The following is a 24,499-nucleotide window of genomic DNA, read 5'->3' as shown; positions in this document are numbered from 1 at the left end:
GTGTGGCGGCGGCGGGGCCTGCGGGGAGGGTGAGGGGCAGCGCGAGCGCGGCTATGGCCAGCAGCCGCGTGGTGGTGTGTCGGCGACGCACGGGTACCTCCAGGCGTTCGTCATCATCGATCCGATCCGCACGCTACCCGGGGCCCACCCGTACTGTAAACACTCCTAATCGTTCCTGTGGGCGGAGTGACCTGGCTGTCGTCGTCCTCACCCGCGTCCGGCGACGGGGAATTCGTCAGGCGGCCGTACGGTTCACCGACTGGAAGATCAGAGTTTCATGATCGGATGGAAGTGCCATGCGCTCAGACGCGGTAGTGCTGTTCGGCGTCACGGGAGACCTCGTCTCGAAGAAGCTGTTCCCGGCGCTGTACGAGTTGAGCAGGCGCGGACGCCTCGACGTTCCGGTGATCGGCGTGGCCCGCTCCCCCTGGGATGATCAGCAACTGGTCACCACCGCCCGCAAGTCGGTCACCGAGGCCAACGACGAGGTCGACGACGAGGCGTTCGACGCCCTGGCGGGTCAGCTGTCGATGATCTCCGGCGACTACGCCGACCCGGGCACGTACCAGCGGCTCGCGCAGCGCCTGACGGACGCGAAGCGGCCCATCTTCTACCTGGCGATCCCGCCGGCGGTGTTCGGCGCCGTCGTCGAGGGCCTGGCGGCGGCCGGTCTGGCCGAGAGGGGCCGGGTCATCGTGGAGAAGCCCTTCGGACGTGACCTGGCCTCCTCCCGCGAGCTGGACCGCACCCTGCGCGCCGCGTTCGACCCGCAGCGCGTCTTTCGCATCGACCACTACCTGGGCAAGGAGGCCGTCGAGGGCCTCTACGCCTTCCGGTTCGCCAACCGGCTGTTCGAGCCGCTGTGGAACAGCGACCACATCGACAACATCCGGGTCACCCTCGCCGAGGGGTTCGGCACCCATGGCCGCGCCGGCTTCTACGACACGGTGGGCGCCACCCGCGACGTGTTGCAGAACCACATCCTGCAGGTCGTCGCCCTCATCGCGATGGACGCCCCGAGCGCCGACGACACCGACGCCTTCCGCGAGGCGGAGGTCGCGGTGCTGCGGCAGATCGAGCCGCTGTCACCGCAGAGCACCGTACGGGGGCAGTACGCGGGTTACCGCGACGAGCCGGGCGTCGCACCGGACTCGAACACCGAGACGTTCGTGGCCACCCGGTTGATTGTCGACTCCCCCCGCTGGGCGGGTGTGCCGTTCTACCTGCGCACCGGCAAGTCCCTGCCCGGGACGGCGACGGAGGTGGTGGTCGAGTTCAAGCAGCCCCAACGCCCGCTCATCCCCGCCGAGGGCGGAGCCGCCGCGCCCGCGAACCTGCTGCGGTTCCGGCTCGGCCGCGGCGACGGCATCACCATGTCCATCCAGGCCAAGAGCCCGGGCGCCGAGGTGACCAGCCGGCCGGTGGACCTGTCGGTCGACTTCGGCGCCGCGTTCGGTCGGCGTCAGGAGGCGTACGAGCGGCTGCTCGACGACGCGATGGACGGGCAGCACCTGCGGTTCGCCCGCGAGGAGACGATCGAACAGGAATGGCGGATCGTCGGGCCGATCCTGGACCTGGCGACCGACGTGCAGCCGTACGACAAGGGCACCTGGGGTCCGGCGGACGCCGACGCGCTCGCCGGCGGCTGGCACACCCCGGACCTGCGGTAGTGGCGCCGCTCACGGCACCGGGGCGCGCGACGCGATGGCAGGCTGTGCCGAATGACAGCTGACGACACGGTACGCGCGCTCGCCGAGCTGACCGAGGCCGAGTTCATGTTCCGGTACGAGTCGGGAGCTCCGGCCGACGTCCGGGCGGCGCTCGGCCACCCGGCTGGGTGGCGGGGTGGTGCTGTCCATGCGGCACGACCCGACCGGCTACTGGAGCAAGGCGCTCGGGTTCGGCATCGACGAACCCGTCACCTGTGAGCTGATCGCCCGCGTGTGCGACGTCTACCGCGCCGAGGGCACACCCTCGGCCGTCATCCAGATCGCCCCCGAACGGCTGCCGGGGAACTGGGACGAGATCTGCGCCCGGGAGAACATCACCGGGGCGGGCACCTGGGTCAAACTGGCCGGCGAGATCAGCACGCTGAGGCCCGGCCGCACGGACCTGCGGGTCGGTCCGGTCCCGGACGACCTGGTGCACGAGTGGGCGTCGCTGGTGCTGCGCTGCTTCGGGATGCCCGAGGAGCACCTGGCGCCGATGCTCAGCGCGAGCGTGCGCGACCCGGGATTCCGCCCCTTCGCCGCCTGGGACGGTGGGCAGATGGTGGCCGCTGCCAACCTGTTCCTGCACGGCGCGGCGGCCTCGCTCAACACCGGCGCGACCCTGCCCACGCACCGGGGTCGAGGTGCCCAGTCGGGCCTGCTGGCCGCCCGGGTGCGGGCCGCCGCGGAGGCCGGCTGCCGGTGGGTCACCGGCGAGACGGGACGACCCGAGCCGGGAACGTCCAACCCGTCCCTGGACAACATGCGCCGCCTGGGTCTCACCCCGCTGTACGAGCGACGCAACTGGATCTGGCGGGCGCAGCCAGCCAGCTAGGACGGCAGCCGCCAATCGAGATCATCGCGACGTGGCGGTCTAGTCTCAGGCGATGCCCCGCGTCCTGAAGCTCGTGAAGCAGAAGCTCAACGGCAATGAGGGCAGCTGGCTCACCTACCACCTCGGTGACGACGAGGTCGGCTCCTGGCTGTTCCATCCCGAAGGCACCTCCTACACGGGTCGGTGGGCAGACGGCCGCGAGGCCACGTGTTTCTCCGGAATCCCCGAGGAACCGGGCTGCGTCGTGCTCTACTTCGCACCACACCAGGGCGGTTGGGTCGCCGCCTGGAGGCACACACCGTGGACCGGGATCACCGTCGACCTGTCCCGCCCCGTGACGCGACGCGGGGACGTGTGGGGCTTCGTCGATCTCGAGCTGGACCTCTGGCACCTGCCGGACGACGACACGCCTTCCGGCACCGATCCTCGCCCCCGGCTCAGCCGGCACGGCAGGACCGTCGGCATCGCCGACGACGACGAACTCGACGACGCCGTCAGCAGCGAATGGCTCACCCCAGCCGAGGCGGCCCGCACACGCGACGAAGCACGGCGCGTCGCCAACTTGATTCTCGACGGGGTCCACCCCTTTACCCAGGCCACCTGGGAACGCTTCGAACAGGCAATCGACCGAAGGCTGCCCGCTCCGCAACAACCGCAGAGAAGCCTTTGACCGTCAGGCCCGCTCGATGGTCCTCGGACGCGTGTCGATGCGTCACGGACGAAGCGGTCTGCGTCAGCCCGGAGGCCGTCAGGCTGCGCCGAGGGCCTTGGCGAAACGGACGAAGCCCTGCCACTGAGCGGTGTCGAACCTCAGCGTCCCGCCGTCACGGTCCTTCGTGTCACGGACCAGGACGATGCCAGGCAGATTGTCGGCGACCTCGACGCAGTCACCGCCGTTGTTGCCACTCCTGGTGCTCTTGCGCCACCGTGCGCCAGTCACATCCATGATTGTGCCGCTTCCCTCATCAGATCCAGAGACTGCGCTCGGGACAGCGCTTCGCCGCGAACACACTCCCATCGCCGTTCGAGCGTAGCAACGTCGATGGTTTGATCTGTGATCAGCGCGGGCGCCTGACTGTCGACGTGCGCGATGCGTCCGCCGTCGGGCAACTCGGCGAGGGTGAAGGGGCCGCCGAGCCCTGGGTGCATGCCGGCTGTCACTGGTACCACGTAGACGCGTATCGCGGGCTTGGTGGCCTGCTCGACGAGGGCCGCGAGTTGTTCGGCCATCATCGCCCGGTCATCCCCGAGTGTCCGACGCAGAACCATCTCGTCGAGTACCGCGGTGAGCAGCGGTGGCCGCTCGCGGCGCAGCACGGCCTGCCGGTTGATCCGTGCGACCGCGAGGTCGTCCACCTCCGCCGGGGTCATCGCCTCCCCCGCGAGCGTGGCGCGGGCGTACGCCTCGGTCTGGAGGAGGCCGGGGATCCACGCCAGTTGGAAGGTTCGCAGCGACACCGCCTGGCGTTCGATGTCGGCCCAGGGGCGGAACCATGCCGGTTCGCGGCGGGTCAGGACGTCCGGCCACAGTTCACCGATCTCACGACCGAGCAGGCGGGCGACGTCGGTGCGGTGTCTCGCCCGGGGAACGCGTCCCGGGTTGGCCCACCGGGCGGCCGTCTTCGGATCGACACCGACCTGGCCGGCGAGGCTCTCGGCTGTCTCGCCGGCCTCGGCCATCGCGGCGATGAGTACGTGGTTCACTGCGCCTTTTCCTCCCTGACGTCCCGAACGTCCCAGAGGAATGCTTCTACGGAGTGTATGCGTCCCGCAACCCTTCGAGAAGGTGGCGGGCAGACGGCGCGGCCGGCAGGGACCAGAACCCGGCGGACGCGTTCGTAGCGGGGCCGTCCCGGTGGGCGAGCACTCCCGGGGCGGCCCCTTCCCACCGTCGCGAACCAGGGGAAGACCGTGCCCTTCGAGCAGTCGAAGCCCATCACAACGGGCGTACGGCAGGTGCGCTGCGGCGACCTGCTGTACCTGACCAGCGCCGCGAGCCCACAGTTCACGCGGCCGATGACGGTGCGGGTGATCCGGGCGCTGAGCGACAGGCACACGTACCACGGTTGGTTGTGGATCGACGCGTACCAGCTCGGCCCGACGGGCGACGCCGTCGCGCGCCGCGAGTTGTACCTGATGCCGGCCGGCGCGCAGTGGTTGACGGCGCTGCCGGCGCCGGTGCGTCGTACGTCATCGGGGTCTGGTCGGTGACCCGCCGCCGGACCGGGCACCTGCCCACCCGGCCGACCTGGCGGTGTCGGGCGTGCGGGATCGCCTGGCCGTGCTCGGCGGCGAAGCTGGTCCTGCTCGCCGCGTACCGCGAGGATCGGGCCGCCCTTCTGGCCCATCTGGCGACGCTGCGCGAGGAGGCGGCGGCGCAGCTCGGCGCCGATGTGTCGTCTGCCAGGCTGGATGAGCGGTTCGGCGGGTGGGTGACTGACTGACCGCTCAGCTCACGGTTTCGACCGTCCGGCGACGGTGAGGTTTGCCGGCACGGCGAGGTGTGGGCATGTGAGGGGGACGTCCCTCGCCCGCTTCGGAGAGGAAGCAGCGCATGCTTTCCGCACTCGATCGTCGGCACACCGTCGCGCCGCCCGGCTACAGCCGATGGCTGATCCCTCCGGCGGCGTTGGCCATCCACCTCTGCATCGGTCAGGTCTACGCGACAAGCGTCTACAAGAATTCGTTGATCGCCCACTTCGACACCAGTCAGACCGCCATCGGGGTGATCTTCAGCATCGCGATCGTGATGCTGGGCCTGTCGGCCGCGGTCGCCGGGACCTGGGTGGAGGCGAACGGGCCGCGCAAGGCCATGTTCGTCTCGGCCTGTTTCTGGGCGGCGGGCTTCCTGGTGGGGTCGCTGGGCATCGCCACGAAGCAGTTGTGGCTGCTGTACCTGGGTTACGGGCTGCTCGGCGGCATCGGCTTGGGCATCGGCTACATCTCGCCCGTATCGACGCTGATCAAATGGTTCCCGGACCGGCCGGGCCTGGCCACCGGGCTGGCGATCATGGGTTTCGGCGGTGGGGCGATGGTGGCCTCTCCCCTGTCCCGGCAGCTGCTGTCGTTCTACGACCCCGCGTACGACCCGGCCAACGCCGGTTCCACGGCGTCGGGTAGCGCGCTGGTGTGGTTGTTCGTGACGCTCGGCCTGGGCTACTTCGTGATCATGATGTTCGGGGTGGCGAACGTGCGGGTGCCGGCCGAGGGCTGGCGTCCGGAGGGGTTCGACCGGGCGAGCGTGGCGGCCAAGCCCCTGGTCACGACGGCGAACGTGTCGGCGGCGAACGCGGTCAAGACCCGCTCGTTCTGGCTGCTGTGGGTGGTGCTGTTCTGCAACGTGACCGCCGGCATCGGCATCCTGGAACAGGCCAGCCCGATGATCCAGGACTTTTTCCGGGACAACGGCACGTCGGCGGTGTCGGTGGCGGCGGCCGGTGGGTTCGTGGGACTGCTGTCGCTGTTCAACATGGCCGGCCGGTTCGTGTGGTCGTCCACCTCGGACGTGATCGGGCACAAGCCGATCTACCTGGTGTACCTGGGCGTCGGCATGGTGCTGTACGCGTTGCTGGCGCTGGTCGGGCAGACCGCGACGGCGCTGTTCGTGCTGCTGGCCTGCGTGATCCTGTCGTTCTACGGCGGCGGGTTCGCCACCGTGCCGGCGTACCTGCGGGACCTGTTCGGCACGTACCAGGTGGGTGCGATCCACGGCCGGCTGCTGACCGCCTGGTCGGCGGCGGGGATCGCCGGCCCGCTGATCGTCAACGGGTTCCTCGACGCGCAGGGCCAGCCGGGCACGTTGACGGCGGCGGCGTACCGGCCAGCGCTGTTCACCATGGTGGGCGTCCTGGCCGTGGGCTTCGTGGCGAACCTGCTGGTACGTCCGGTGCCGCAGCGCTACCACGAACCATCGGAACAGCGGGACGCGCACGAGGACAAGGCCTCGGAGAGGAGTGGTACGCGATGAGCGACGACAGTCGACACGGGCAGCAGACCCGGTTGTGGATCTCCTGGTTGGTGGTGGCGGCGCTGCTCGGCTACGGGGTGGCGCAGACGCTGATCACGGCGGCGAAGCTGTTCACTAACTGAGGGTGTGAGCCGGGGCGTGCGCGCCCCGGCTCACAGACCGCCGGAGACGCGCAGCACGGTGCCGGTGGCGTACGAGGCGTCCGGGCTGAGCAGCCAGGCGATGGCGGCGGCGATCTCGTCGGGTTCCCCGGCGCGGCCCAGCGGGATGCGGCCGACCGCGGTGTCGGCACGATCGGGCACGCCGGAGTCGGCGTGGATGTCGGTGCGCACGATGCCGGGCGCGACGCCGTTGACCCGGATGCCCCTGGGGGCGAGTTCCTTGGACAGGCCCACGGTGAGCGTGTCGGTGGCGGCCTTCACGGCGGCGTAGTGCACGTACTCCCCCGGGCTGCCGAGGGTCGCGGCGGCCGACGAGACGTTGACGATGGCCCCGCCGTCGCCGAGCCGGCGGGCGGCCTGTTGCGCGCAGAGGACGTACCCGATGAGGTTGACGTCCACGACGCGGCGCAGATCCCCGACGCGCAGCTCGGTGAAGGGCCCGATGAGGCTTGTGACGCCGGCGTTGTTGACCAGGCCGGTGAGCGGGCCGAGCTGCCCGGCGGCGTCGAACAGCTCGGCGACCTGGTCGGGGTCGGTGGTGTCGGCGCGTACCGCGACGGCCTGCCGACCGGCGGCGCGCAGGTCAGCCAGGACGGCGTCGGCGGCGGCATGGTCGCGGCGGTAGCACAGGGCGATGCGGTGACCGGCCTGGGCGAGACGGCGGGCGGTGGCCGCGCCGATGCCCCGGCCACCGCCGGTGATGACGGTGACGGGTGCCACGGTGCCTCCAGGGCTGTCGGGTGGGATGGGCCGACGCTACCGTGACCGGCGCGGACCAGTCGTCGAGAGGAGAGTCACATGCAGCGGGCGTTGGTGCTCGGCGGTGGCGGCGTGACAGGTGTGGCGTGGGAGCTGGGGCTGCTCGCGGGACTGGCCGAGCGGGGTGTGCCGGTCACCGAGGCGGACCTGGTGGTGGGCACGTCGGCCGGTTCGGTGGTGGGCGCGCAGGTGCGCTCCGGGGTGCCGCTGGAGCAGTTGTACGAGGAGCAGCTGGCGCCGCCGACCGGTGAGGTGGCGGCGCGGCTGGGCTTCCTGGCGGTGGCGCGGCTGGTGTGGGCCGGTGGGCGTACCCGTGACGCGGAGCGGTCCAGGGCACGCATCGGGGCGATGGCGGTGGCGGCGCGTACCCCGTCGGAGGCGTCGCGGCGGGCGGTGATCGAGGCCCGCCTGCCGACGCGGGAGTGGCCGCAGCGGCGGCTGCTGGTGACGGCGGTCGACGCGGCCACGGGCGAGTTCGTGGTGTTCGACGGCGCGGACGGGGTGTCGCTGGTGGACGCGGTGGGGGCGAGCTGCGCGGTGCCCGGGGTGTGGCCGCCGGTGACGATCGGATCCCGTCGCTTCGTCGACGGTGGGATGCGCTCGACGGTGAACGCGGACCTGGCGGCGGGCGCGCGGCGGGTGCTGATTCTCGCGCCGACGTCGGCGGCGATCGGGCCGATGCCACGGCTGTCGGCGCAGGTGGACGAGCTGCGGACGGCCGGTGCGCAGGTGGTGGTGGTGACGCCGGACGGGTCGGCGCGTACCGCGATCGGCCGTAACGTGCTGGACCCGGCCCGGCGGGCCGGCGCGGCGCGGGCCGGACGGGCGCAGGCCGCGGTGGTGGCGGACGAGGTGACAGCCCTCTGGGCGTGATCGCTTACGCTCACCGCGCGGTCGATCGGACAACGGAGGTACGCGGTGGCGGGTGTGGGTGTCGGCGACGTGGTGGAGGATTTCGAGCTGCCGGATGAGACGGGCACGCCGCGGCGGCTGTCGGAGTTCCTGGCGACCGGTCCGGTGGTGCTGTTCTTCTACCCGGGGGCGATGACCCGGGGCTGCACGGCGGAGAGCTGCCACTTTCGGGATCTGGCCGCGGAGTTCGTGGCGCTTGGCGCGTCGCGGGTGGGCATCAGCCGCGACCCGGTGGCGAAGCAGGCGGAGTTCTCCGGACTGCACGGCTTCGACTATCCGCTGCTGTCGGACGAGGACGGGACGGTGGCGCAGGCGTTCGGGGTGCGCCGGCGACTGCCGTTGGGGCCGTTGAGCACCAAGCGGATGACGTTCGTCATCGGCACCGACCGGCGGATCGTCGAGGTGATCCACAGCGAGGTCAGCATGAACGACCACGCGGACCGGGCGCTGCGGGCACTGGGCGGCTGAACCCCGTGCGGCGGCTGTCGCAGCGGGCTGGTATCAAGGCAGCAATCAAACAGGTGTACGGAAGAGGGTTGTGATGGATGCCGGCCAGGGTTTGTCCACTAGCGAGGTGCAGAGCATCCGGGAGGCGTTGGCGGCCGGGCGTAAGCCACGGGTGGTGTTCACCGCGTCGGCGGGGCAGATCGCCGGTCAGGTCGGCCAGGTCATCGAGCTGACCGACCCGGAGGTGTCCGACGAGTTCGTGGTGGTGCGGTTCGGCCGCGACGAGTTGCCGTTCTCCCCCGCCGATCTGGCGGTGGCGCCCAAGGGCGCGGGCCGCCGGGTGGTGGAGCCGAAACCGGAGCCCGAGCCGGAGCCGCCCGCGGCGGCCGCGCCGGAGTTCGTGTTGGACACGCCGCGGGTGCCCGCGCCGCGACAGGAGGAGTCGAAGGTGGAGCAGACCGAGAAGGCGACGCCGGCGCGGCGGGTGGTCAAGGCCGCCAAGCCCAAGAGCCCCGCCGGCCTCACGGTGACCCTGGCGTACGCCGACGGCGAGTGGACCGTCGCCGCGCAGCAGGGCAGCAAGGCCCTGGCCAAGCCGTACGTGGTGAAGCCGGCCGAGGCGTTGAAGATGGTGGCGCTTGTGGACGTGCCCGGTGTGCAGGAGGCGGTGGAGCAGATCCTCGGCACCGAGCGGGCCGAGGCCGAGCAGCAGGCGGAGAAGCTGCGCGCCGAGCTGGCCGAGATCGAGGCGCGACTGGCGGAGCTGCGCGAGGCCCGCTGAGCGCTGCGCGCGTCGGGTTTTCGCTGGTCGCGGCGGGTCTGCCCCGGTTGGGTGGGCCCGCCGTGGCGGTGTCGGCGTCAGTGGCCGCTGTGGTGCTCGAGTAGTCGGGTGAGCAGGCGGGTCAGCTGGTCGCGTTCAGCGCTCGACAGGGGTGCGAGCAGGTCGTCCTGCACGCGGGCGACGGTGTCGGCCATCCGGTGGGCCTCGTCGGCGCCGGCCTCGGTGAGGCTGATGACGTTGCGGCGACGGTCGGCCGGGTCGGGGGCGCGTACCACGAGTCCCCGACCGGTCAGGTCGTTGACGGCGGCCACGACGTCGCTGCGGTCGATGGCGCAGCGACGTCCCAGGTCGGCCTGGCTCGCGGGTCCGCTCTCGGCCAGTGCGGCGAGCAGCCGGTAGTGGTAGCCGCGCAGGTCGTGCACGGCGAAGCCGGCGCTGATGAGTCGTCCGGCGTGGGTGGCGGCCTGGTTGAGCAGCCAACTCGGGGTGGTCCGCAGCCCGGCGGGTGACTGCGGGGCGGTGGCGTCCATGGCGGCAGCCTAACAGGAATCGTTGGCGTGACCCACAAACCCTGTTACGTTAGCTCTACCAACGTTGGTGAAGCCAACGTTCTGAAGGAGGCATCGTGTCCACTCTCAACGGTCAGGTCATCGGTCAGGCCCACTTCGCCACCCGGGCCCTGCTCGAACGCGCTGTCGTGCCCCTGGGCGTCGACTTCGGCCAGGTCCTCGCCCTCAACGCCCTCGCCGCCGGCCCCGTCGCCCGCACGCGTCTCGTGCAGCGCATCACCAGCACCCGCAAGGTCGACGAGTCGGCCGTGCACGAGATGATCGCCCGCCTCGTCGCCGCCGACCTGGCGCGGCTCGACGACACCGCCGAGCCGCAGGTACGGCTCACCGACGCCGGCCACGCCACCCAGGCCCACATCGCCGACGCCGTCGAGGGCATCACCGCCCGGCTGTACGGAGACATCCCGCCCGCCGAGGCCGACGCTGCCGCCCGCGTCCTCTCGCTCATCACCGAGCGGGCCAACGACGAACTGGCGGGCGTTGCCTGAACCGACAGGGGCTCAGGTGAGTCGGTTCGTGGCCGCCCGGATCTTCAGCCAGGACGGGTCGCACTCCCGCAGATGTCCATCCCCGTACTCCCAGATCCCGATCGCCGGACGGTCGTCGTCCCAAGCCGCCACCAACGGAAGGCGCGGATGGGACAGCAGGGCCACCCCGTCCCCGCCGGAGACGGTCCTTGCCCGAGCGCACGCCGCACGGGCCGTCAGAAGTAGTCGAGCAGTTGTGCCGGGCCGCCGGCGCCCAACAGGTCCAGGGCGGACGGGTCCGCGTCACCGGCACAGTCCAGCAGGCCGGCCTGCGCGACCGAGCGCGCGTGCGCCGCCCCGGCGTACAGCAGCGCGAAACCGCGCACGTCCAGCCGCAGGTCCGCCTCGCCGCTGGTCCGGGTCAGCTCGGCGGCGCCGTCGGCGACAGCCAGCCGCCAGGTGCCGGTGTTCCAGTCGGCGAGCGGGTCGGTGAGGTGAAAGTCGACGGCGCCCCGGGCGTGGGCGGGCCAGCCACGTGCGCTCACCGCGCCGACAGCGTCCACCGGCCGGTGCATCCACAGGTCCCGCTCGTGGTCGCGGGCCGCCTCCAGTGGCAGGTGGGTGCTGACGGCGTCGCCGTCGAGCGGGCACAGCCGCAGCGTCGGCGCGACGCTGGCCCAACTGCCCAGCACACCGACGAGTTCCCGGGCCGCGTCGGCGGTGACGGCCAGCACCTCGTCGACGGTGAGCACCGAGTCGGCGCCGTAGCCGCGGCCCCGCTGCCAGGTGGCGTAGCCGACCAGGTCGCCGTCGGCCTCGACGAGGGTGAGACCGTCGCCGGGCAGGTCTCCCTTGGCGTTGAAGTGGTCGAACAGCTCGCCCCGGCGCGTCAGCATGCCGTTGCGGTGGCGGGAGACCCGCTCGTACAGGTCGGCGACGGCGGCCAGGTCGGCGGGCGTGCCGGCCCGTACGGTCAGGTGCGCGGCGGGCCGGCGCCGGGGCAGCGAGGCGGTGGCGAGGTTGACGGTGCGCAGCACACCGGCGACCTCCCAGCCGCAGGAGCGGTAGGGGGCGGCGACGGTCGGGTACAGGGCGCTGACCGCCGCGCCGCGTTCGTGGGCGCCGGCCAGCAGGGCGGTGAGCAGGGCACGGGCCACCCCCCGGCCACGAGCCTCGGGGGCGACCGCCACCCCGGCGACGTCGGCCGCCGGGACCGCCCGCCCGGACCACCACTGGTCGTGGTCCAGGTCGACCGCCTTGCCGACGAGCCGACCGCTGCCGTCGAACGCGCCGTAGCGGGTCATGCCGGGCACCTCGACGCTCGTGCTGGCGGGGCGCTCCTGGCTGCCGCCGAACGCTAACCGGCCCAACTCCCAGGCGGCGTCGAGGTCGTCGATGGTTAGTTCACGCACGTACACAGTGGCGGGCATCGGAACAACCTAGCGGGGCGGATCCGCGCCGACCGCCGATTTTCTGGGCGGCCACGAGGCCGGCTGGCCGGGGCAGCGGGCTCGGTGTCCGAGCCCTGTCCGCGTGGACAGGATCAGGCATGCGCATCCGTCAGCCCGAGTGCGTCCAGCACCTCGATGAGCGCCCGCCGGTCGTGCGCGAGCTGCGGAACGTACTCGGTGATTCCCACTCCGATCACCTCGTGGTGGGCGCGCAGCGCGATCAGCGACCGCGCCAGCGCGGCGGCTGTCACGCCACCGGGGGTGGGGACGGCCACGGCCGGCAACGCGGACGGGTCCAGCACGTCCAGGTCGAGGTGCACGTACACCGCAGCGCCGGGCGGGGGCAGCGCGACCAGCCGGGTCGGCTGCGCGCCCAGCGTCGGGGCGTCCACCACCGTCAGGTCGTGCCGGTGCACGTACTCGACCTCGGCGGGGTCGAGATCCCGGACCCCCACCAGGGCGACCTGCCCCGGCGAGAGGCAGCGGGATGCCGGCAGCGCGCCCTGCGCGCCGTCGTCGAGCAGCAGCCGCAGTGGCATGCCGTGCGCCGTTGCGCTCGGCGAGCTCGCGGGCGTGTTGAGGTCGCCGTGCGCATCGATCCACAGCACGAACAGCCGGTGCGCGTACCGACCCGCGAGGTGAGCCACCGACGCGACCTCGACCGCGCAGTCCCCGCCGAAGGTCAGCAGCCGCTGCGGACGGTGCCGCGCGAGCACGTCGCGGTGCGCGCGGTAGGCGTCGACAACCGCAGCCCGGTGGCGGACACCACCCTCGCGCTCCGATCCGCCGGCCGGGACCGGCACCGTGACCCGCCGCGTCCCCGGCGCGGTGAGGGCAGCCAGCGCGGCCGGGCCCTCGCGCACCCGGAGGTCATCCGCGCCCTGCCACATCGGCACCAGTACGTCGAGATCCCGGCTCCACATGGCGACGATCTTTCCAGTGGCCTCGCTCCCGAGCGCCGTGCGACCCCGCCCCGACGGTCAGTGCTGCGGGATGTTGGCCACGCCGATGCGCTTGCGGAACACCCAGTACGTCCAGCCCTGGTAGGCCAGCACCACCGGCGTGAAGATCACCGCCACCCAGGTCATGATCTTCAGGGTGTACGGGGTGGAGGCGGCATTGGTGGCCGTCAGCGTGCCGGCCGCATCCAGGGTGGACGGCAGCACGTTCGGGAACAGCGCCGCGAACAGGGTCGCCACGGCCAGGCCGATCGCCACAGCGGTGCCGGTGAACGCCCAGCCCTCCCGGCGTACCTTGGCGGCGGCCAGGCCACCGAGCAGGGCGAGGGCCGCGCCGACGGCGAGCACGGCGGCGGCCGCGCTGGAGCGGATGCTCAACGTCCAGGTCAGGAACCCCACCGCCAGCACGGCGGCGCCGACACCGAGGCGCACCGCGAGGGCGCCTGCGCGCTCACGGATGTCGCCGGTGGTCTTCAGGGCGAGGAACACCGCGCCGTGGGTGAGGAACAGCGCGAGGGTCGTCGCGCCACCGAGCAGGGCGTACGGGTTGAGCAGGTCGAGCAGGCCGCCGACGTACTCGTGGTCGGCGTCCAGGGGCACGCCGCGCAGGATGTTGGCGAAGGCGACGCCCCACAGGATCGCCGGCAGCAGGGAGCCGACCACGATCGCCGCGTCCCAGCGGCGCTTCCAGGACGCCTCGGGGCGCTTGTGCCGGTACTCGAAGGCGACGCCCCGGGCGATCAGGGCCAGCAGGATCAGCAGCAGCGGCAGGTAGAAGCCGGAGAAGAGGGTGGCGTACCACTCCGGGAAGGCGGCGAACATGGCGCCACCGGCGGTGATCAGCCACACCTCGTTGCCGTCCCAGACCGGGCCGATGGTGTTGATCAGGACGCGGCGTTCCCGGTCGTTGCGGCCGAGCACGGGCAGCAGCATGCCGACGCCGAAGTCGAAGCCCTCCAGGATGAAGTAGCCGGTGAACAGCACGGCGACGAGGAGAAACCAGATGGTGGTCAGGTCCACGATGGGCTCCGGGATCAGTAGGCGAAGGCGAGCGGGCGCTCGGCGTCGTCGTGGGTGTCGTCGATGGGGTGCTGTTCGCTGACGTCGGGCACGCCGGCCTTGGCGTAGCGCAGCAGCAACTTGACCTCGATCACGGCGAGGGTGGCGTAGATCAGCGTGAAGGCGGTGAAGGAGGTGAGCACCTCGGTCAGCGAGACGCTGCGGGAGACGCCGTTGCGGGTGAGCATCTCGCCGAAGACGATCCACGGCTGGCGACCCATCTCGGTGAAGATCCAGCCGAAGGAGTTGGCCAGCAGCGGCAGCACCGGCATGGCCAGCCCGGCGCGCAGCAGCCACCTGCTGCGCGGGGTACGGCCCTTGCGCTGGCTCCACAGGACCAGCAGGGCGATCGCGGCGGCGGCCATCCCGAAGGCGATCATGAAGCGGAAGCTCCAGTAGGTCACCGGGATGATCGGGGTGTAGCTGCCCGCGCCGTACTGGGTCGCGTACTGGGCCTGGAGGTCGTTGATGCCGTGCACGGTGCCGTTCGGGTCGCCGGTGCCCAGGTACGACAGCAGGTACGGGATCTTCAGGGCGAACACCTCGCGGCTGCCGTCGAGGCTGCCGATGGTGAGCACGGAGAACGAGGCGGGGCTCTCGGTGGTGTAGAGACCCTCGGCGGCGGCCATCTTCATCGGCTGCACGTCCGTCATGATCTTGCCCTGGATGTCGCCGGTGAACAGCACGGCGGCGGAGGCGACCAGGACCACCCAGGAGCCGAACTTCGTGGCGAAGCGGTACGCCCCGGTGTCGGCGGAGTCGCGGTTGCGGATCACGTGGTAGAGGCCGACCGCGACGACCAGCGACCCGGCGACCAGGAACGAGCCGGCCAGGGTATGCGGGAAGGTGATCAGGGCGACCTTGTTGGTGAGCACGGCCGGGAAGTCGGTCAGCTCGGCGCGTCCGCTGTCCGGGTTGATCCGGAAACCGACCGGGTTCTGCATGAACGAGTTCGCCGCGAGGATGAAGTACGCGGACAGGTTGGTGCCGATCGCGGCGGCCCAGATGCTGGCCAGGTGCGCCCGCTTGGGCAGCCGGTCCCAGCCGAAGATCCACAGGCCGATGAAGGTGGATTCGAGGAAGAACGCGACGAGCGCCTCGATGGCCAGGGGCGCGCCGAAGATGTCACCGACGAAGCGGGAGTAGTCGCTCCAGTTCATGCCGAACTGGAACTCCTGCACGATGCCGGTGACCACGCCCATGGCAAAGTTGATCAGGAAGAGCTTGCCGTAGAACTTGGTGAGCTTGAGGTAGCGCTCGTTACCGGTGCGGTGCCACATTGTCTGCAGGATGGCCACCAGCACGGACAGGCCGATGGTCAGCGGAACGAAGAGAAAGTGGTAGACGGTGGTGACACCGAACTGCCAACGGGCGACGTCCAACGCGTCCACCTGAAACCCCCAGCCATCCGTACTACGAGACGTAGTAAATACTACTGCTCGTCGTAGAGAATCGGGCAGGGCCGGGTGGCCCGAAACGGCCCGGGACCAATGACCCTGATCACCCGGGCAACCCGCCGACCCGCCCTCGCGGCCCCGCCGCCGCGTGCGACGATGGCGCGCTGATGAACACCTCCACCTGGCAGCCGCCGCTGATCTGGCGCGCCGCCCTCCTGCTGGCCCGGGGGCTGGTCGGCCTGCTCGCCCGTCTCGAGGTCACCGGCGACGTCCCGGCGCACCTGCGACGCGGCCCGCTGGTGCTGGCCGCCAACCACATCAGCCCGTTCGACCCGGTGGTGATGGCCGCCGCCTGCCAGACCCGCGGCATCGCCCCGCGGATCATGGCGACCGCCGGACTGTTCCGGGTCCCGGTGTTCGGCGCCGCCATGCGCCACGCCGGGCACATCCGGGTCGACCGTGGCACCAGCGCCGTGCACCGGGCCCTCGACGATGCCGCCACCGCCGTCGCCCGCGGCTCGGTGATCCTCATCTACCCCGAGGGGCGCATCGGCCTGGACCCCGGCATGTGGCCCGAACGTGGCAAGACCGGCGCCGCCCGGCTCGCGCTCGTCTGCGCCGCCCCCGTGATCCCGGTCGCCCAGTGGGGCGCGCACGAGGTGCTGCCCTACCGGGCGCCGAAGGGAATGCTGCGCGGCATCGCCCGCGCGCTGTGGCGTCGACCGGTGATCCGGGTGCACTTCGGCGACCCCGTCGGTCTGGATGAGATCACGTCCGCCAACGCCGGCGCAGCCCGCCGGGCCACCGACCGGATCATCGACGCGCTCACCGACACCCTGGCCCCGCTGCGCCCCGACGAGCCGGACCTGCCCCGCCACGTCGACCCCGGCCGCCCGAGCGACCCCAGCCGGGCCCACCGCCGCCGCTCGGCCTGAGGCCAGCGCCGCGACCGCCGAGGTTGCCGCGACGTCGGGGTGCGCCCGTGCCCGGACAACACCCGCACGGCGTGCCGGAAAGCCGAGTCGGGCACCGGGTGGAACGGGTCTGCGGGGGCGGGGCCGCAGCCCCGATTTCGGCCGGGCGCCGCACCCCCACCCCCAACACCACCTCCGCTCCCTTTGCTCTGCACCCGCGGACGCACCAGCTACAGACGGTGACTGTCGCTTCCGCGGGTGCAGAGCAAAGGACGAAGGACAGGCGTCCGGGGGTGGGGTCGTGGGCCGGTCCGCGGGGGAGCGTGCGGCCCCCCCGGGGTGCCGCGTCCCCGGCGTCCCGGGCCTGATCTTCGCCGGTAGGTCACCCGCGCTCCACCGGGGGCGGGCATACTGCGTCGCGTGTTGACCCGATTCGGCTACCTCGACGCGCCCGCGCCGCTGGCGTTCGCGCACCGCGGCGGCGCGGCCGAGGGCGACGAGAACACCGCCGAGGCGTTCACCCGGGCCATCGCGCTGGGCTACCGGTACGTGGAGACCGACGTACACGCCACCGCCGACGGCGTCGCGGTGATCTTCCACGACCCGACACTGAGCCGGGTCACCGGTGAACCGGGGCGCATCGCCGACATGACCTGGGCCGACCTCGCCTCGGTACGCGTCGGCGGCGCCGCCGTCGTACCCCGGCTCGACGAGGTCCTGGGCGCCTGGCCGCAGGTCCGCTTCAACATCGACGTGAAGGCCGACGGCGGCGTCGAGCCGGCGGTCGCCACCGTGACCCGGGCGGGCGCCGCCGACCGGGTGCTGCTCGCCTCGTTCAGCGACGCCCGACTGACCCGGATGCGCGCCCTCACCGAGGGACGCATCGCCACCAGCCTCGGCATGCGCGGGGTGGCCCGGCTGCGGCTCGCCTCCCTGCACGGGCGCCCGCTGCGGCTGCCCCCGCCGGTGGTCGCCGCGCAGGTGCCACCACGCTACGGGCGGATGCCGGTGGTGGACCGCCGGTTCCTCGACTACTGCCACCGGCTCGGCCTGCAGGTGCACGTCTGGACGATCGACGAACCCGCCCAGATGCACGACTTACTGGATCGTGGCGTGGATGGCATCATGACCGATCACGTCGGCGTGCTGCGCGACGTCTACCGCAGCCGCGGCCACTGGGCCGCCTGAGGACCGAAGGACCCCCGATGGCCGAGACCGTGACCCCCACGGCCAACGACGCCCCGCACCCGGCGAGCACCCGCCGCGAGCGCAGCGGCTGGTACATCTACGACTGGGCCAACTCCGCGTTCCAGACCACGGTCATCACCGTGTTCCTGGGTCCGTTCCTGACCACCGTCGCCGAACTGGCCGCCGGCTGCGAACTGGGCGCGGACACCTGCGACGGCTCGGTGTACCCGTTGGGCGTCAAGGTCGCCGCCGGGTCCTACTACCCGTACCTCATCTCGCTGTCCGTGTTCCTCACCGTGTTCGTGCTGCCGGTCATCGGGGCGATCGCCGACCGGTCGGCGCACAAGAAGCGGCTGCTGGGCGGCGCCGCGTTCACCGGCGCCGGCGCGACAATCGCGATGGCCTTCGTGACCGGCGACCGTTACCTGCTCGGCGGCGCGCTGTTCCTCATCGCCAACATCTCCTTCGGCGCCGCCATCGTGGTGTACAACTCGTTCCTGCCGCAGCTCGGCGGCCCCGACGAACGCGACGGCATCTCCAGCCGCGGCTGGGCGCTGGGCTACCTCGGCGGCGGCCTGCTGCTGGCGCTCAACCTCGTCGCGGTCACCCTGCTCAGCGAGGACGACAACCCGCAGCGCACCCTGGACCTGGCCCGCTGGTCGATCGTGTCGGCCGGCGTGTGGTGGGCGGCGTTCACCCTGGTGCCGCTGCGCTGGCTGCGCGAACGCCCCAGCGCCGCGGCGCTGACCGGCGGCGGGAACGTGCTCACCGACGGGTTCCGGCAGTTGGGTCGCACGCTGCGCGAGATCAAGGCCTACCCGCTGACGCTGTTCTTCCTGCTCGCGTTCCTGGTCTACAACGACGGCATCCAGACCGTCATCACCCTGGCCAGCCAGTACGGCACCGAGGAGCTGCGGCTGGAGCAGAGCACTCTGATCGTCACCATCCTGCTGGTGCAGTTCCTCGCCTTCGGTGGCGCGTTGAGCCTCGGCGCGCTGGCCCGGCGCATCGGCGCCTGGAAGACGGTGCTGCTCAGCCTGGTGCTCTGGACGGGCGTGATCCTCGGCGCGTTCCGGCTGCCCGCCGAGGCGCCGGTGCCGTTCATGATCCTCGGCGCGGCGATCGGGCTGGTCCTGGGCGGCAGCCAGGCCTTGAGCCGGTCGCTGTTCAGCCAGCTCATCCCCGCCGGCAAGGAGGGCGAGTACTACGGCTTCTACGAGATCAGCGACAAGGGCACCAGCTGGCTGGGGCCGCTCGCCTTCGGCCTGGTGTTCCAGCTCACCGCCTCGTACCGGGTGGGCCTGGTCTCACTGCTGATCTTCTTCGTCGTCGGGTTCCTGCTACTGGCCGCCGTGCCGATCCGCCGGGCCATCGTCGCGGCCGGCAACACACCGCCCCAGGTGCTCTGAGCACGCATCCCGCACCTGGCAGATCAGGCACTGTCGATCGGCTAGGCTGCCCGACCGTGACTGACGACGCCGCTGCCGCCCCCACCTGCCTGGCCCACCCGTTCCCCGGCCAGCCGCACGCTCCGGCGGGGTGCGCGGCGGCGCGTGGGCTCGACGGGCGTCCGGTGCACGCGGCGGCGCTGAAGTTCTTCTGGGGGCCGATGGACTGCGGCAAGTCCACGATGGCGTTGCAGATGAACTACAACCACGCCCGGCAGGGCCGCCGCGGGCTGGTCACCACCCGTATCGACCGGTCGCTGGGCCCGCAGGTCACCACCCGCATCGGGCTGGCCCACGAGGCCATCGAGGTCACCGACGACCTGGATCTGCGGGCTCTCGTGCGGGGCCGGTGGGCCGACGGGGTACGCGTCGACTACCTCATCTGCGACGAGGCCTGCTTCTACACCGTCGAGCACGTCGAGCAGATGGCCGAGCTGGTCGACAGCTACGACGTGGACGTGTTCGCGTTCGGCCTCGCCACCGACTTCCGGTCCTGCCTGTTCCCCGCCGCGCAACGCCTGTTCGAGTTGGCCGACGAGGTCGCCCGCATCCAGGTCGAGGTGCTCTGCTGGTGCGGCCGGGAGGGGCTGCTCAACGCCCGCGTCGTCGACGGGCGGGTGGTCCGCGAGGGGGCGCAGGTCGTCATCGGCGACACCGTGGACACCGCCGACGTGCGCTACCAGGTGCTCTGCCGCCGGCACTACCGCAGCGGCGATCTCGGCCCCCGCGACTGAGGCGCCCGCCGCCCCGACATCCCGTCGGACATGATCACGGCGACGGTGAGCGCCGGCTCAGAAGGGGTCACCGCACACCCGCCAGTCCCCGCCCTCGCGGACCACTGGCAGGCGGCGCTCCTCGGTGATGCCCCCGTCACGTGTCACCTTCACGGTCACCGTGCCGTGCGCCCGCCCACTCTTGGTGGCCACCGACACGTCGGTGATCTCGTAGTCGGTGACCATCGGCGGCGTACGCACCCAACTGGTGAAGCCGATCGCGCTCCACCGGCTGCGCGCGTCCTTGCACAGCCGGTCGTACGCCCCGGTGGTGTCCCCGACGGTCACCTCGTTGAAGAAGCCGTCGGCGGTCTCCCGGATCGGCCCGGCGGCCCCGCGGACCGTCTGCAGGTTCCACGCGGCCAGGCCGGCCACCCCGACGCAGCACAGCGCCACGCCGAACCCGGCGAACGCCAGCCCGGTGCGCATCGGACGGTTCCGCCGGGCCGGTCGGCTCCACGTCTGACCGGCACCCACGACTACCGACCGTAGAGAACACCGTCGCGGTGAGGCAGGACAAGCGGGAAACTGGGTGCGCCCGAGGCCCTGTTCGCGGCCGCCACGAATCGTCTACCGTCGGCGCACACACCCGAGCAGTGCCAGGGAGCCGATCGATGAACCGCTTCGTGCAGCCGGTACCACCCCCCGCCGACCCGTACGCCGACGACACGCTGCTGCGGTCGTGGCTGGAGCGCCACCTCGGCCCGGCCGGGCACGCCGCCGCGAAGGGCCGGCTGGCCGACCTGGCGGCCGATGTCACCGGGCCGCTGCGCGCGGCGCACGCCGACGCCGAGGCGCACCCGCCGACCCTGGTCCGCTACGACCCGTGGGGCGCCCGCGTCGACCGCATCGAGACGTCCGCCGGCTGGCAGGCGCAGCGGGCCGCCGCGGCCCGGCACGCCGTGGTCGCGCTGCCCTACCTGGCCGACGCGCGTGGCACCTGGGGCGCCGCCGCGCGGGTCGTCCAGTACGCCCTGCTGCACCTGTACGGGCCGGAGTCGGCGACGTTCTCCTGCCCGGTGGCGATGGCCGACGGTGCGGCGGCGCTGCTCAGCCTGCCCGACGTCGACGCGTCGGTCCGCGACGCCTGGCTACCCCGGCTGGTCTCCACCGACCCGGCCACGGCGATCACCAGCGGCCAGTGGATGACCGAGTCGCAGGGCGGCTCGGATCTGGGCCGCTCCAGCACCATCGGCCGGCCCGCCGCCGACGGGTCGTGGCGGCTCACCGGGCAGAAGTGGTTCTGCTCGGCGGCCGACGCGGCGATGGCGGTGGCGCTGGCCCGACCCGAGGGCGCCGGACGGGGCAGCCGGGTCCTCGCCCCGTTCCTGGTCCCCCGCTACGCGGCCGACTCGCCCCTGGCCGACGGGGCCGCCGCCGACGCGCCGGCGCCGGGCGTCACCGTGCACCGTCTCAAGGACAAGCTGGGCACCCGCGCGCTACCCACCGCCGAGATCGGCCTGCACGACGCGTACGCCGTGCCACTGGGTGACCCGGGCGTGCCCGGGCTGGTCCGGGCGATGACCCTGGTGGTGGTGACGCGCGTGCACAACGCCGCCGCGGCGGCCGGTGGGATGCGACGCGGCCTGGCCTACGCCCGGGCGTACGCCGATGTGCGGCACGTCGCGGGCGGCGCGCTGGCGTCGTCGCCGCTGCACCGGGCCACCCTGGGCACCCTCGCCGTCGACGCGGCGGGCGCGTTCGCCCTCGCCGGGCACGCGTTCGCGCTGCTCGGGCGGGTCGAGGTCGGCGCCGACCCGGAGGCCGCCGCGGAGCTGCGCGTCGTGGCGCCGCTGGCCAAGCTCGCCACCGGCCGGCTCGCCGTCAGCTCGGCCAGCGAGTACGTGGAGAGCTTCGGCGGGGCGGGCTACGTGGAGGACACCGGCGTGCCCCGGCTGCTGCGCGACGCCCAGGTGCTGCCGATCTGGGAGGGCACCACGAACGTGCTGGCCCTGGACGTGCTGCGCGCGCTGACCCGCGAGGACGCCGGGGCGCCGCTGCTGAGCAGGCTCGCCGCCGCCGTGGACCTGGCCCGGGCACTCTCGCCGGCGTTGGCCGACACGCTGGCCATTACCGCCACGCAGCTGGGCGACACCATCACCGCCGTGACCGCCGACCCGGGCGCGGACGCCGTGCTGGCCGGTGCTCGGGGCCTGGCGCTGCGCCTGGCGTACGCGCTGACCGCCGCCCTGCTCGTCGAGCACGCCGCGTGGGGTGACGAGCAGGCGGAGCTGGCCGCCCGGCTGTGGGCGCGGCGCTGGCTGCGGCACGAGGACATCGCCGAGGACGCCCACCACCACCTGGACCTGCTCTGCTGAGCGTCCAGGAAACGCCGATGTACCTGACAGAGGATGACAGGTAGGACGGGTCAGACTGCGGGCATGACGACAACCGCCGACCTCGCGATGGTCAACCTGGACAGCTCCGACCCCGCCGCGCACGCCGCCTTCTACCACCGGGCGCTGGGCTGGGACGTCACCCACAGCCAAGCCGAGTACGCGATGATCAGCGGCGGCGGGACGTCCATCGGCTTCGGCCTGGTCGAGGGGTACCAGCCGCCGTCCTGGCCGGACCCGGCCGGGCAGAAGCGATACCACCTGGACCTCTACGTCGACGACCTGGCCGTGGCCGAGAAGGAGTTCGTCGCCGCCGGGGCGTCGAAGCCGGAGTTCCAGCCCGGCGGCGAACGGTGGGTGGTGCTCATCGACCCGATCGGCCAGCCGTTCTGCATCTGCCCCCGCCCGCAGGGCTGACCGGGCGGGCCGACGGTCAGCGCAGCGGGCCCCGGGCCACGGCGGCACGCATCGTCGCCGGGTCACCGACCGGGACGTACTCCAGCCACCAGGTGGCCCCGGCGGCGGCCACCTGGCGCAGGTGCGCCCGCTCGGCGCGCTCGTCCGGGCGACGCCGTCGGCCGCCGATCGCCACGTCGAACGGCTGGCCGTCGGCGCGGGTCGGTGGCAGGGCCCGCACCAGGTCGTGGACCTCGTCGGGGGTGAAGTCGGACCACCCGTCGGTGTCGGTGAGCTTGTACGGGACGATGCCGTCGGCGCGCGCCGCGCGGCGTCGTACCGCGCCGGCCTGGGTGCTGCCGCCGACCCACACCGGGACCCGGGGCGACTGCACCGGCGGCGGTCGCAGCGCCACGCCGTCGGCGCGGTAGTGCACGCCCCGATGGTGGACCGGCTCGCCGCTGAGCAGGCCGGTCAGCAGGTCGAGACCCTCGTCGAGCATCGCGGCCCGCACGGCCAGCTCGGTCGGCTCGCCGAACGCGGCCAGACCCCTGTCGCCGGGGTCGCCGACACCGACCGCCACGGTGGCCCGGCCGGCGCTGAGGTGGTCGAGGGTGAGCACCTCGCGGGCCAGCTTCGCCGGCCGGCGTCGGGGCAGCGCGGTGACAGTGGTGCCCAGGCGCACCCGGTCGGTCCGGGAGGCGATGACGCCGAGCACCAGCCACGGGTCGTAGGTGGACGGGTCGTCGCCCCGGTAGTGGATGACGTAGTCCTCCAGGAACACCCCGTCCCACCCGGCGCGCTCGGCCAGCTCACCCAACTCCACAAGGGTGGACACCGCGACCGCGCCGCCGCCGCAGGGAATTTCCAGACCGTGTCTCATCGGTCGAACCTACGGCGGGGGTGCGACGCTCAGCCGCGCCGGCGGGACCGCGCCGCCCACACCGCGTACGCCGGATCGCGGTCGAGGTTGTGCCGGTCCCGGTCGTAGCGGCGGGTGGTCCGTGGGTCGGCGTGGCCCATCGCGTCCTGCACGTCTTCGAGGGGGACGCCCTCCGACCGGGCGGTGGTGGCGAAGGCGTGCCGCAGCGAGTGCGGGGACAGCCTCGCCCAGGCCGGGATGCCGGCGGCGCGGGCGAGCCGGCGGACCATCCGGAACACCGAGTGCCGGTCCAGCCGGGCGCCGCTGGCGGTGACCAGCAGCGGCCCGGTCAGCTGCGTCACCGGCACGCCGGTGGCGGCGGCCCGCTGCGCCAGGTAGGCGTCCACCGCGTACCCGGTGCCGGGCGTGAGGGCGCGGCGGCGTTGCTTGCCGCCCTTGCCGACGAAGCGCACGCTGCGGTGCCCGCGTTCGGTGCCGAGGTCGGTCAGGTCCAGCGAGATCAGCTCCCCGACCCGCAGGCCCAGGTCGGCCAGGAGCGCGAGCGCCGCCCGGTTGCGCGCGGCCGTCGGGCCGGTGTCCGCGTCGGCGGCGCTGAGCAGGGCGTCGACCTCCTCGGGGGTCAGGCCCACGGTGGCCGAGTGGTCCCGGTCGACGCGGGGCCGGTCCGCGCCGGAGACCGGGTTGGCCGGCACCCCGCCGAGCTTGACCAGGAAGTCGTACCAGCTGGACAGCGCGGAGAGCCGACGCGCCACGGTGGCCGGGGTCAGCGGCCGGCCGCTGTGCGCGGCGACTGTGGACTCCAGCGTCCGGGCGTACTCGTTGACGTGCAGGAAGGTGGCCCGCAACGGGTCGAGGTCCCGCTCGGCGCACCAGTGGAGCCAGCCGGTGACGTCCCGCCGGTAGGCGTCGCGCGTGTGCTCGGACAGCCGGCGGTTGCGCAGCCACGCCTCGGTGACGTCGACCGGCCCGGCCGGCAGAGCCGGTCGGGCGGTGGGGCGGGCGAGCACCGGAGCGTCGGAGGACACCATGTGAAAAAGGTTCTCAGCACCGGGTGGGTTTGCCACGCAGGCGCGCCGACACCCGCCGGG

General features: G+C 72.4%; 28 protein-coding genes. 17 read left to right on the top strand and 11 right to left on the bottom strand.

Annotated features, from left to right (window positions below; all coding sequences use genetic code 11):
• Positions 1-296: 296 nt before the first annotated feature.
• From zwf to FHG89_RS30115, 3 genes are all read left to right on the top strand, one after another.
• Positions 297-1,670, top strand: coding sequence for a glucose-6-phosphate dehydrogenase (gene zwf / locus FHG89_RS30125; RefSeq protein WP_139587773.1), 1,374 nt, complete (start codon positions 297-299; stop codon positions 1,668-1,670).
• 187 nt (positions 1,671-1,857) lie between these two features.
• The gene (locus FHG89_RS30120; RefSeq protein ID WP_208761160.1) at positions 1,858-2,544 is read left to right on the top strand and encodes a GNAT family protein; all 687 of its coding nucleotides are present in this window, start codon (positions 1,858-1,860) and stop codon (positions 2,542-2,544) included.
• Positions 2,545-2,596: 52 nt separating this feature from the next.
• The gene (locus tag FHG89_RS30115; protein WP_139587772.1) at positions 2,597-3,214 is read left to right on the top strand and encodes a DUF402 domain-containing protein; all 618 of its coding nucleotides are present in this window, start codon (positions 2,597-2,599) and stop codon (positions 3,212-3,214) included.
• A 78-nt stretch (positions 3,215-3,292) separates the two neighbouring features.
• Here the strand turns inward: FHG89_RS30115 and FHG89_RS30110 are convergent, their stop codons facing one another.
• Together FHG89_RS30110 and FHG89_RS30105 are read right to left on the bottom strand one after the other, a co-directional pair.
• The gene (locus FHG89_RS30110; RefSeq protein WP_139587771.1) at positions 3,293-3,484 is read right to left on the bottom strand and encodes a DUF397 domain-containing protein; all 192 of its coding nucleotides are present in this window, start codon (positions 3,482-3,484) and stop codon (positions 3,293-3,295) included.
• Entirely contained in the window at positions 3,481-4,248 is a 768-nt protein-coding gene (locus FHG89_RS30105) for a DUF5753 domain-containing protein (RefSeq protein WP_139587770.1), read from the bottom strand. Before FHG89_RS30105 ends, FHG89_RS30110 begins: the two co-directional genes overlap by 4 nt.
• Before the next feature lie 207 nt (positions 4,249-4,455).
• Here FHG89_RS30105 and FHG89_RS30100 point away from each other — a divergent pair, with 207 nt between their 5' ends.
• The 4 genes from FHG89_RS30100 to FHG89_RS34240 all read left to right on the top strand — a co-directional run bounded on the left by FHG89_RS30100 (position 4,456) and on the right by FHG89_RS34240 (position 6,633).
• Entirely contained in the window at positions 4,456-4,755 is a 300-nt protein-coding gene (locus tag FHG89_RS30100; protein WP_244295993.1) for a hypothetical protein, read from the top strand.
• Positions 4,752-4,988: a flavin reductase gene (locus tag FHG89_RS30095; protein WP_139587769.1), complete on the top strand. Its 237-nt coding sequence runs from the start codon at positions 4,752-4,754 to the stop codon at positions 4,986-4,988. Before FHG89_RS30100 ends, FHG89_RS30095 begins: the two co-directional genes overlap by 4 nt.
• 110 nt (positions 4,989-5,098) lie before the next feature.
• Positions 5,099-6,511: an OFA family MFS transporter gene (locus tag FHG89_RS30090; protein ID WP_139587768.1), complete on the top strand. Its 1,413-nt coding sequence runs from the start codon at positions 5,099-5,101 to the stop codon at positions 6,509-6,511.
• Positions 6,508-6,633, top strand: a complete 126-nt coding sequence (locus FHG89_RS34240) for an MFS transporter small subunit (RefSeq protein ID WP_280116098.1) — start codon at positions 6,508-6,510, stop codon at positions 6,631-6,633. The genes FHG89_RS30090 and FHG89_RS34240 overlap by 4 nt, the downstream gene beginning before the upstream one ends.
• 30 nt (positions 6,634-6,663) lie before the next feature.
• Here the strand turns inward: FHG89_RS34240 and FHG89_RS30085 are convergent, their stop codons facing one another.
• Positions 6,664-7,392, bottom strand: coding sequence for an SDR family NAD(P)-dependent oxidoreductase (locus tag FHG89_RS30085; protein WP_139587767.1), 729 nt, complete (start codon positions 7,390-7,392; stop codon positions 6,664-6,666).
• Between the two features lie 78 nt (positions 7,393-7,470).
• Here FHG89_RS30085 and FHG89_RS30080 point away from each other — a divergent pair, with 78 nt between their 5' ends.
• The 3 genes from FHG89_RS30080 to FHG89_RS30070 all read left to right on the top strand — a co-directional run bounded on the left by FHG89_RS30080 (position 7,471) and on the right by FHG89_RS30070 (position 9,571).
• Entirely contained in the window at positions 7,471-8,304 is an 834-nt protein-coding gene (locus tag FHG89_RS30080) for a patatin-like phospholipase family protein (RefSeq protein ID WP_139587766.1), read from the top strand.
• Positions 8,305-8,349: 45 nt separating this feature from the next.
• Entirely contained in the window at positions 8,350-8,811 is a 462-nt protein-coding gene (locus tag FHG89_RS30075) for a peroxiredoxin (RefSeq protein WP_280116097.1), read from the top strand.
• Between the two features lie 73 nt (positions 8,812-8,884).
• A complete protein-coding gene (locus FHG89_RS30070) occupies positions 8,885-9,571 on the top strand; it encodes a hypothetical protein (protein ID WP_139587764.1) in 687 nt (228 codons plus the stop codon).
• Between the two features lie 77 nt (positions 9,572-9,648).
• Here FHG89_RS30070 and FHG89_RS30065 read toward each other — a convergent pair whose 3' ends face one another.
• A complete protein-coding gene (locus FHG89_RS30065) occupies positions 9,649-10,101 on the bottom strand; it encodes a MarR family winged helix-turn-helix transcriptional regulator (protein ID WP_139587763.1) in 453 nt (150 codons plus the stop codon).
• A gap of 95 nt (positions 10,102-10,196) precedes the next feature.
• Here FHG89_RS30065 and FHG89_RS30060 point away from each other — a divergent pair, with 95 nt between their 5' ends.
• The gene (locus FHG89_RS30060; RefSeq protein ID WP_167517565.1) at positions 10,197-10,628 is read left to right on the top strand and encodes a winged helix DNA-binding protein; all 432 of its coding nucleotides are present in this window, start codon (positions 10,197-10,199) and stop codon (positions 10,626-10,628) included.
• Between the two features lie 215 nt (positions 10,629-10,843).
• On the opposite strand, the gene FHG89_RS30055 is transcribed toward FHG89_RS30060, so the two are convergent.
• From FHG89_RS30055 to FHG89_RS30040, 4 genes are all read right to left on the bottom strand, one after another.
• Entirely contained in the window at positions 10,844-12,037 is a 1,194-nt protein-coding gene (locus FHG89_RS30055) for a GNAT family N-acetyltransferase (RefSeq protein WP_208761159.1), read from the bottom strand.
• A gap of 113 nt (positions 12,038-12,150) precedes the next feature.
• Complete coding sequence (locus FHG89_RS30050; RefSeq protein ID WP_139587761.1) at positions 12,151-12,981, bottom strand: arginase family protein; 831 nt, start codon at positions 12,979-12,981, stop codon at positions 12,151-12,153.
• A 57-nt stretch (positions 12,982-13,038) separates the two neighbouring features.
• A complete protein-coding gene (gene cydB, locus FHG89_RS30045; protein WP_139587760.1) occupies positions 13,039-14,037 on the bottom strand; it encodes a cytochrome d ubiquinol oxidase subunit II in 999 nt (332 codons plus the stop codon).
• Positions 14,038-14,051: 14 nt separating this feature from the next.
• Positions 14,052-15,467: a cytochrome ubiquinol oxidase subunit I gene (locus tag FHG89_RS30040; RefSeq protein ID WP_139587759.1), complete on the bottom strand. Its 1,416-nt coding sequence runs from the start codon at positions 15,465-15,467 to the stop codon at positions 14,052-14,054.
• Positions 15,468-15,640: 173 nt separating this feature from the next.
• Between FHG89_RS30040 and FHG89_RS30035 the strand changes: the two genes are divergently transcribed.
• The 4 genes from FHG89_RS30035 (at position 15,641) to FHG89_RS30020 (ending at position 19,757) form a co-directional block, all read left to right on the top strand.
• The gene (locus FHG89_RS30035; protein ID WP_139587758.1) at positions 15,641-16,408 is read left to right on the top strand and encodes a lysophospholipid acyltransferase family protein; all 768 of its coding nucleotides are present in this window, start codon (positions 15,641-15,643) and stop codon (positions 16,406-16,408) included.
• Between the two features lie 399 nt (positions 16,409-16,807).
• On the top strand, positions 16,808-17,575 hold the full coding sequence (locus tag FHG89_RS30030; protein WP_139587757.1) for a glycerophosphodiester phosphodiesterase family protein: 768 nt from the start codon (positions 16,808-16,810) through the stop codon (positions 17,573-17,575).
• Positions 17,576-17,592: 17 nt separating this feature from the next.
• Entirely contained in the window at positions 17,593-18,984 is a 1,392-nt protein-coding gene (locus FHG89_RS30025) for an MFS transporter (RefSeq protein WP_139587756.1), read from the top strand.
• A gap of 56 nt (positions 18,985-19,040) precedes the next feature.
• Positions 19,041-19,757, top strand: coding sequence for a thymidine kinase (locus FHG89_RS30020; RefSeq protein WP_139587755.1), 717 nt, complete (start codon positions 19,041-19,043; stop codon positions 19,755-19,757).
• A 57-nt stretch (positions 19,758-19,814) separates the two neighbouring features.
• Here the strand turns inward: FHG89_RS30020 and FHG89_RS30015 are convergent, their stop codons facing one another.
• A complete protein-coding gene (locus FHG89_RS30015) occupies positions 19,815-20,273 on the bottom strand; it encodes an Rv0361 family membrane protein (RefSeq protein ID WP_400306057.1) in 459 nt (152 codons plus the stop codon).
• Positions 20,274-20,410: 137 nt separating this feature from the next.
• Here FHG89_RS30015 and FHG89_RS30010 point away from each other — a divergent pair, with 137 nt between their 5' ends.
• Together FHG89_RS30010 and FHG89_RS30005 are read left to right on the top strand one after the other, a co-directional pair.
• Complete coding sequence (locus FHG89_RS30010; protein WP_139587753.1) at positions 20,411-22,114, top strand: acyl-CoA dehydrogenase family protein; 1,704 nt, start codon at positions 20,411-20,413, stop codon at positions 22,112-22,114.
• A 63-nt stretch (positions 22,115-22,177) separates the two neighbouring features.
• On the top strand, positions 22,178-22,549 hold the full coding sequence (locus tag FHG89_RS30005; protein WP_139587752.1) for a VOC family protein: 372 nt from the start codon (positions 22,178-22,180) through the stop codon (positions 22,547-22,549).
• 16 nt (positions 22,550-22,565) lie between these two features.
• Here the strand turns inward: FHG89_RS30005 and FHG89_RS30000 are convergent, their stop codons facing one another.
• Complete coding sequence (locus FHG89_RS30000; protein ID WP_139587751.1) at positions 22,566-23,411, bottom strand: LLM class flavin-dependent oxidoreductase; 846 nt, start codon at positions 23,409-23,411, stop codon at positions 22,566-22,568.
• Positions 23,412-23,440: 29 nt separating this feature from the next.
• A complete protein-coding gene (locus tag FHG89_RS29995; RefSeq protein WP_139587750.1) occupies positions 23,441-24,439 on the bottom strand; it encodes a tyrosine-type recombinase/integrase in 999 nt (332 codons plus the stop codon).
• Between the last annotated feature and the right edge of the window lie 60 nt (positions 24,440-24,499).

Source organism: Micromonospora orduensis, from assembly GCF_006228125.1.
Lineage (GTDB): Bacteria > Actinomycetota > Actinomycetes > Mycobacteriales > Micromonosporaceae > Micromonospora > Micromonospora orduensis.
The sequence above is the reverse complement of the archived record's forward strand: the minus strand, read 5'-3'. Positions and strand labels throughout refer to the sequence as shown.

Coding starts and splice junctions, on each gene's coding strand:
- FHG89_RS30090 (WP_139587768.1), top strand. CDS start 5,099: ATGCTTTCCGCACTCGATCGTCGGCACACCGTCGCGCCGCCCGGCTAC.
- FHG89_RS30070 (WP_139587764.1), top strand. CDS start 8,885: ATGGATGCCGGCCAGGGTTTGTCCACTAGCGAGGTGCAGAGCATCCGG.
- FHG89_RS30025 (WP_139587756.1), top strand. CDS start 17,593: ATGGCCGAGACCGTGACCCCCACGGCCAACGACGCCCCGCACCCGGCG.
- zwf (WP_139587773.1), top strand. CDS start 297: ATGCGCTCAGACGCGGTAGTGCTGTTCGGCGTCACGGGAGACCTCGTC.
- FHG89_RS30120 (WP_208761160.1), top strand. CDS start 1,858: ATGCGGCACGACCCGACCGGCTACTGGAGCAAGGCGCTCGGGTTCGGC.
- FHG89_RS30115 (WP_139587772.1), top strand. CDS start 2,597: ATGCCCCGCGTCCTGAAGCTCGTGAAGCAGAAGCTCAACGGCAATGAG.
- FHG89_RS30050 (WP_139587761.1), bottom strand. CDS start 12,981: ATGTGGAGCCGGGATCTCGACGTACTGGTGCCGATGTGGCAGGGCGCG.
- FHG89_RS30010 (WP_139587753.1), top strand. CDS start 20,411: ATGAACCGCTTCGTGCAGCCGGTACCACCCCCCGCCGACCCGTACGCC.
- FHG89_RS30035 (WP_139587758.1), top strand. CDS start 15,641: ATGAACACCTCCACCTGGCAGCCGCCGCTGATCTGGCGCGCCGCCCTC.
- FHG89_RS29995 (WP_139587750.1), bottom strand. CDS start 24,439: ATGGTGTCCTCCGACGCTCCGGTGCTCGCCCGCCCCACCGCCCGACCG.
- FHG89_RS30005 (WP_139587752.1), top strand. CDS start 22,178: ATGACGACAACCGCCGACCTCGCGATGGTCAACCTGGACAGCTCCGAC.
- FHG89_RS30000 (WP_139587751.1), bottom strand. CDS start 23,411: ATGAGACACGGTCTGGAAATTCCCTGCGGCGGCGGCGCGGTCGCGGTG.
- FHG89_RS30055 (WP_208761159.1), bottom strand. CDS start 12,037: ATGCCCGCCACTGTGTACGTGCGTGAACTAACCATCGACGACCTCGAC.
- FHG89_RS34240 (WP_280116098.1), top strand. CDS start 6,508: ATGAGCGACGACAGTCGACACGGGCAGCAGACCCGGTTGTGGATCTCC.
- FHG89_RS30080 (WP_139587766.1), top strand. CDS start 7,471: ATGCAGCGGGCGTTGGTGCTCGGCGGTGGCGGCGTGACAGGTGTGGCG.
- FHG89_RS30065 (WP_139587763.1), bottom strand. CDS start 10,101: ATGGACGCCACCGCCCCGCAGTCACCCGCCGGGCTGCGGACCACCCCG.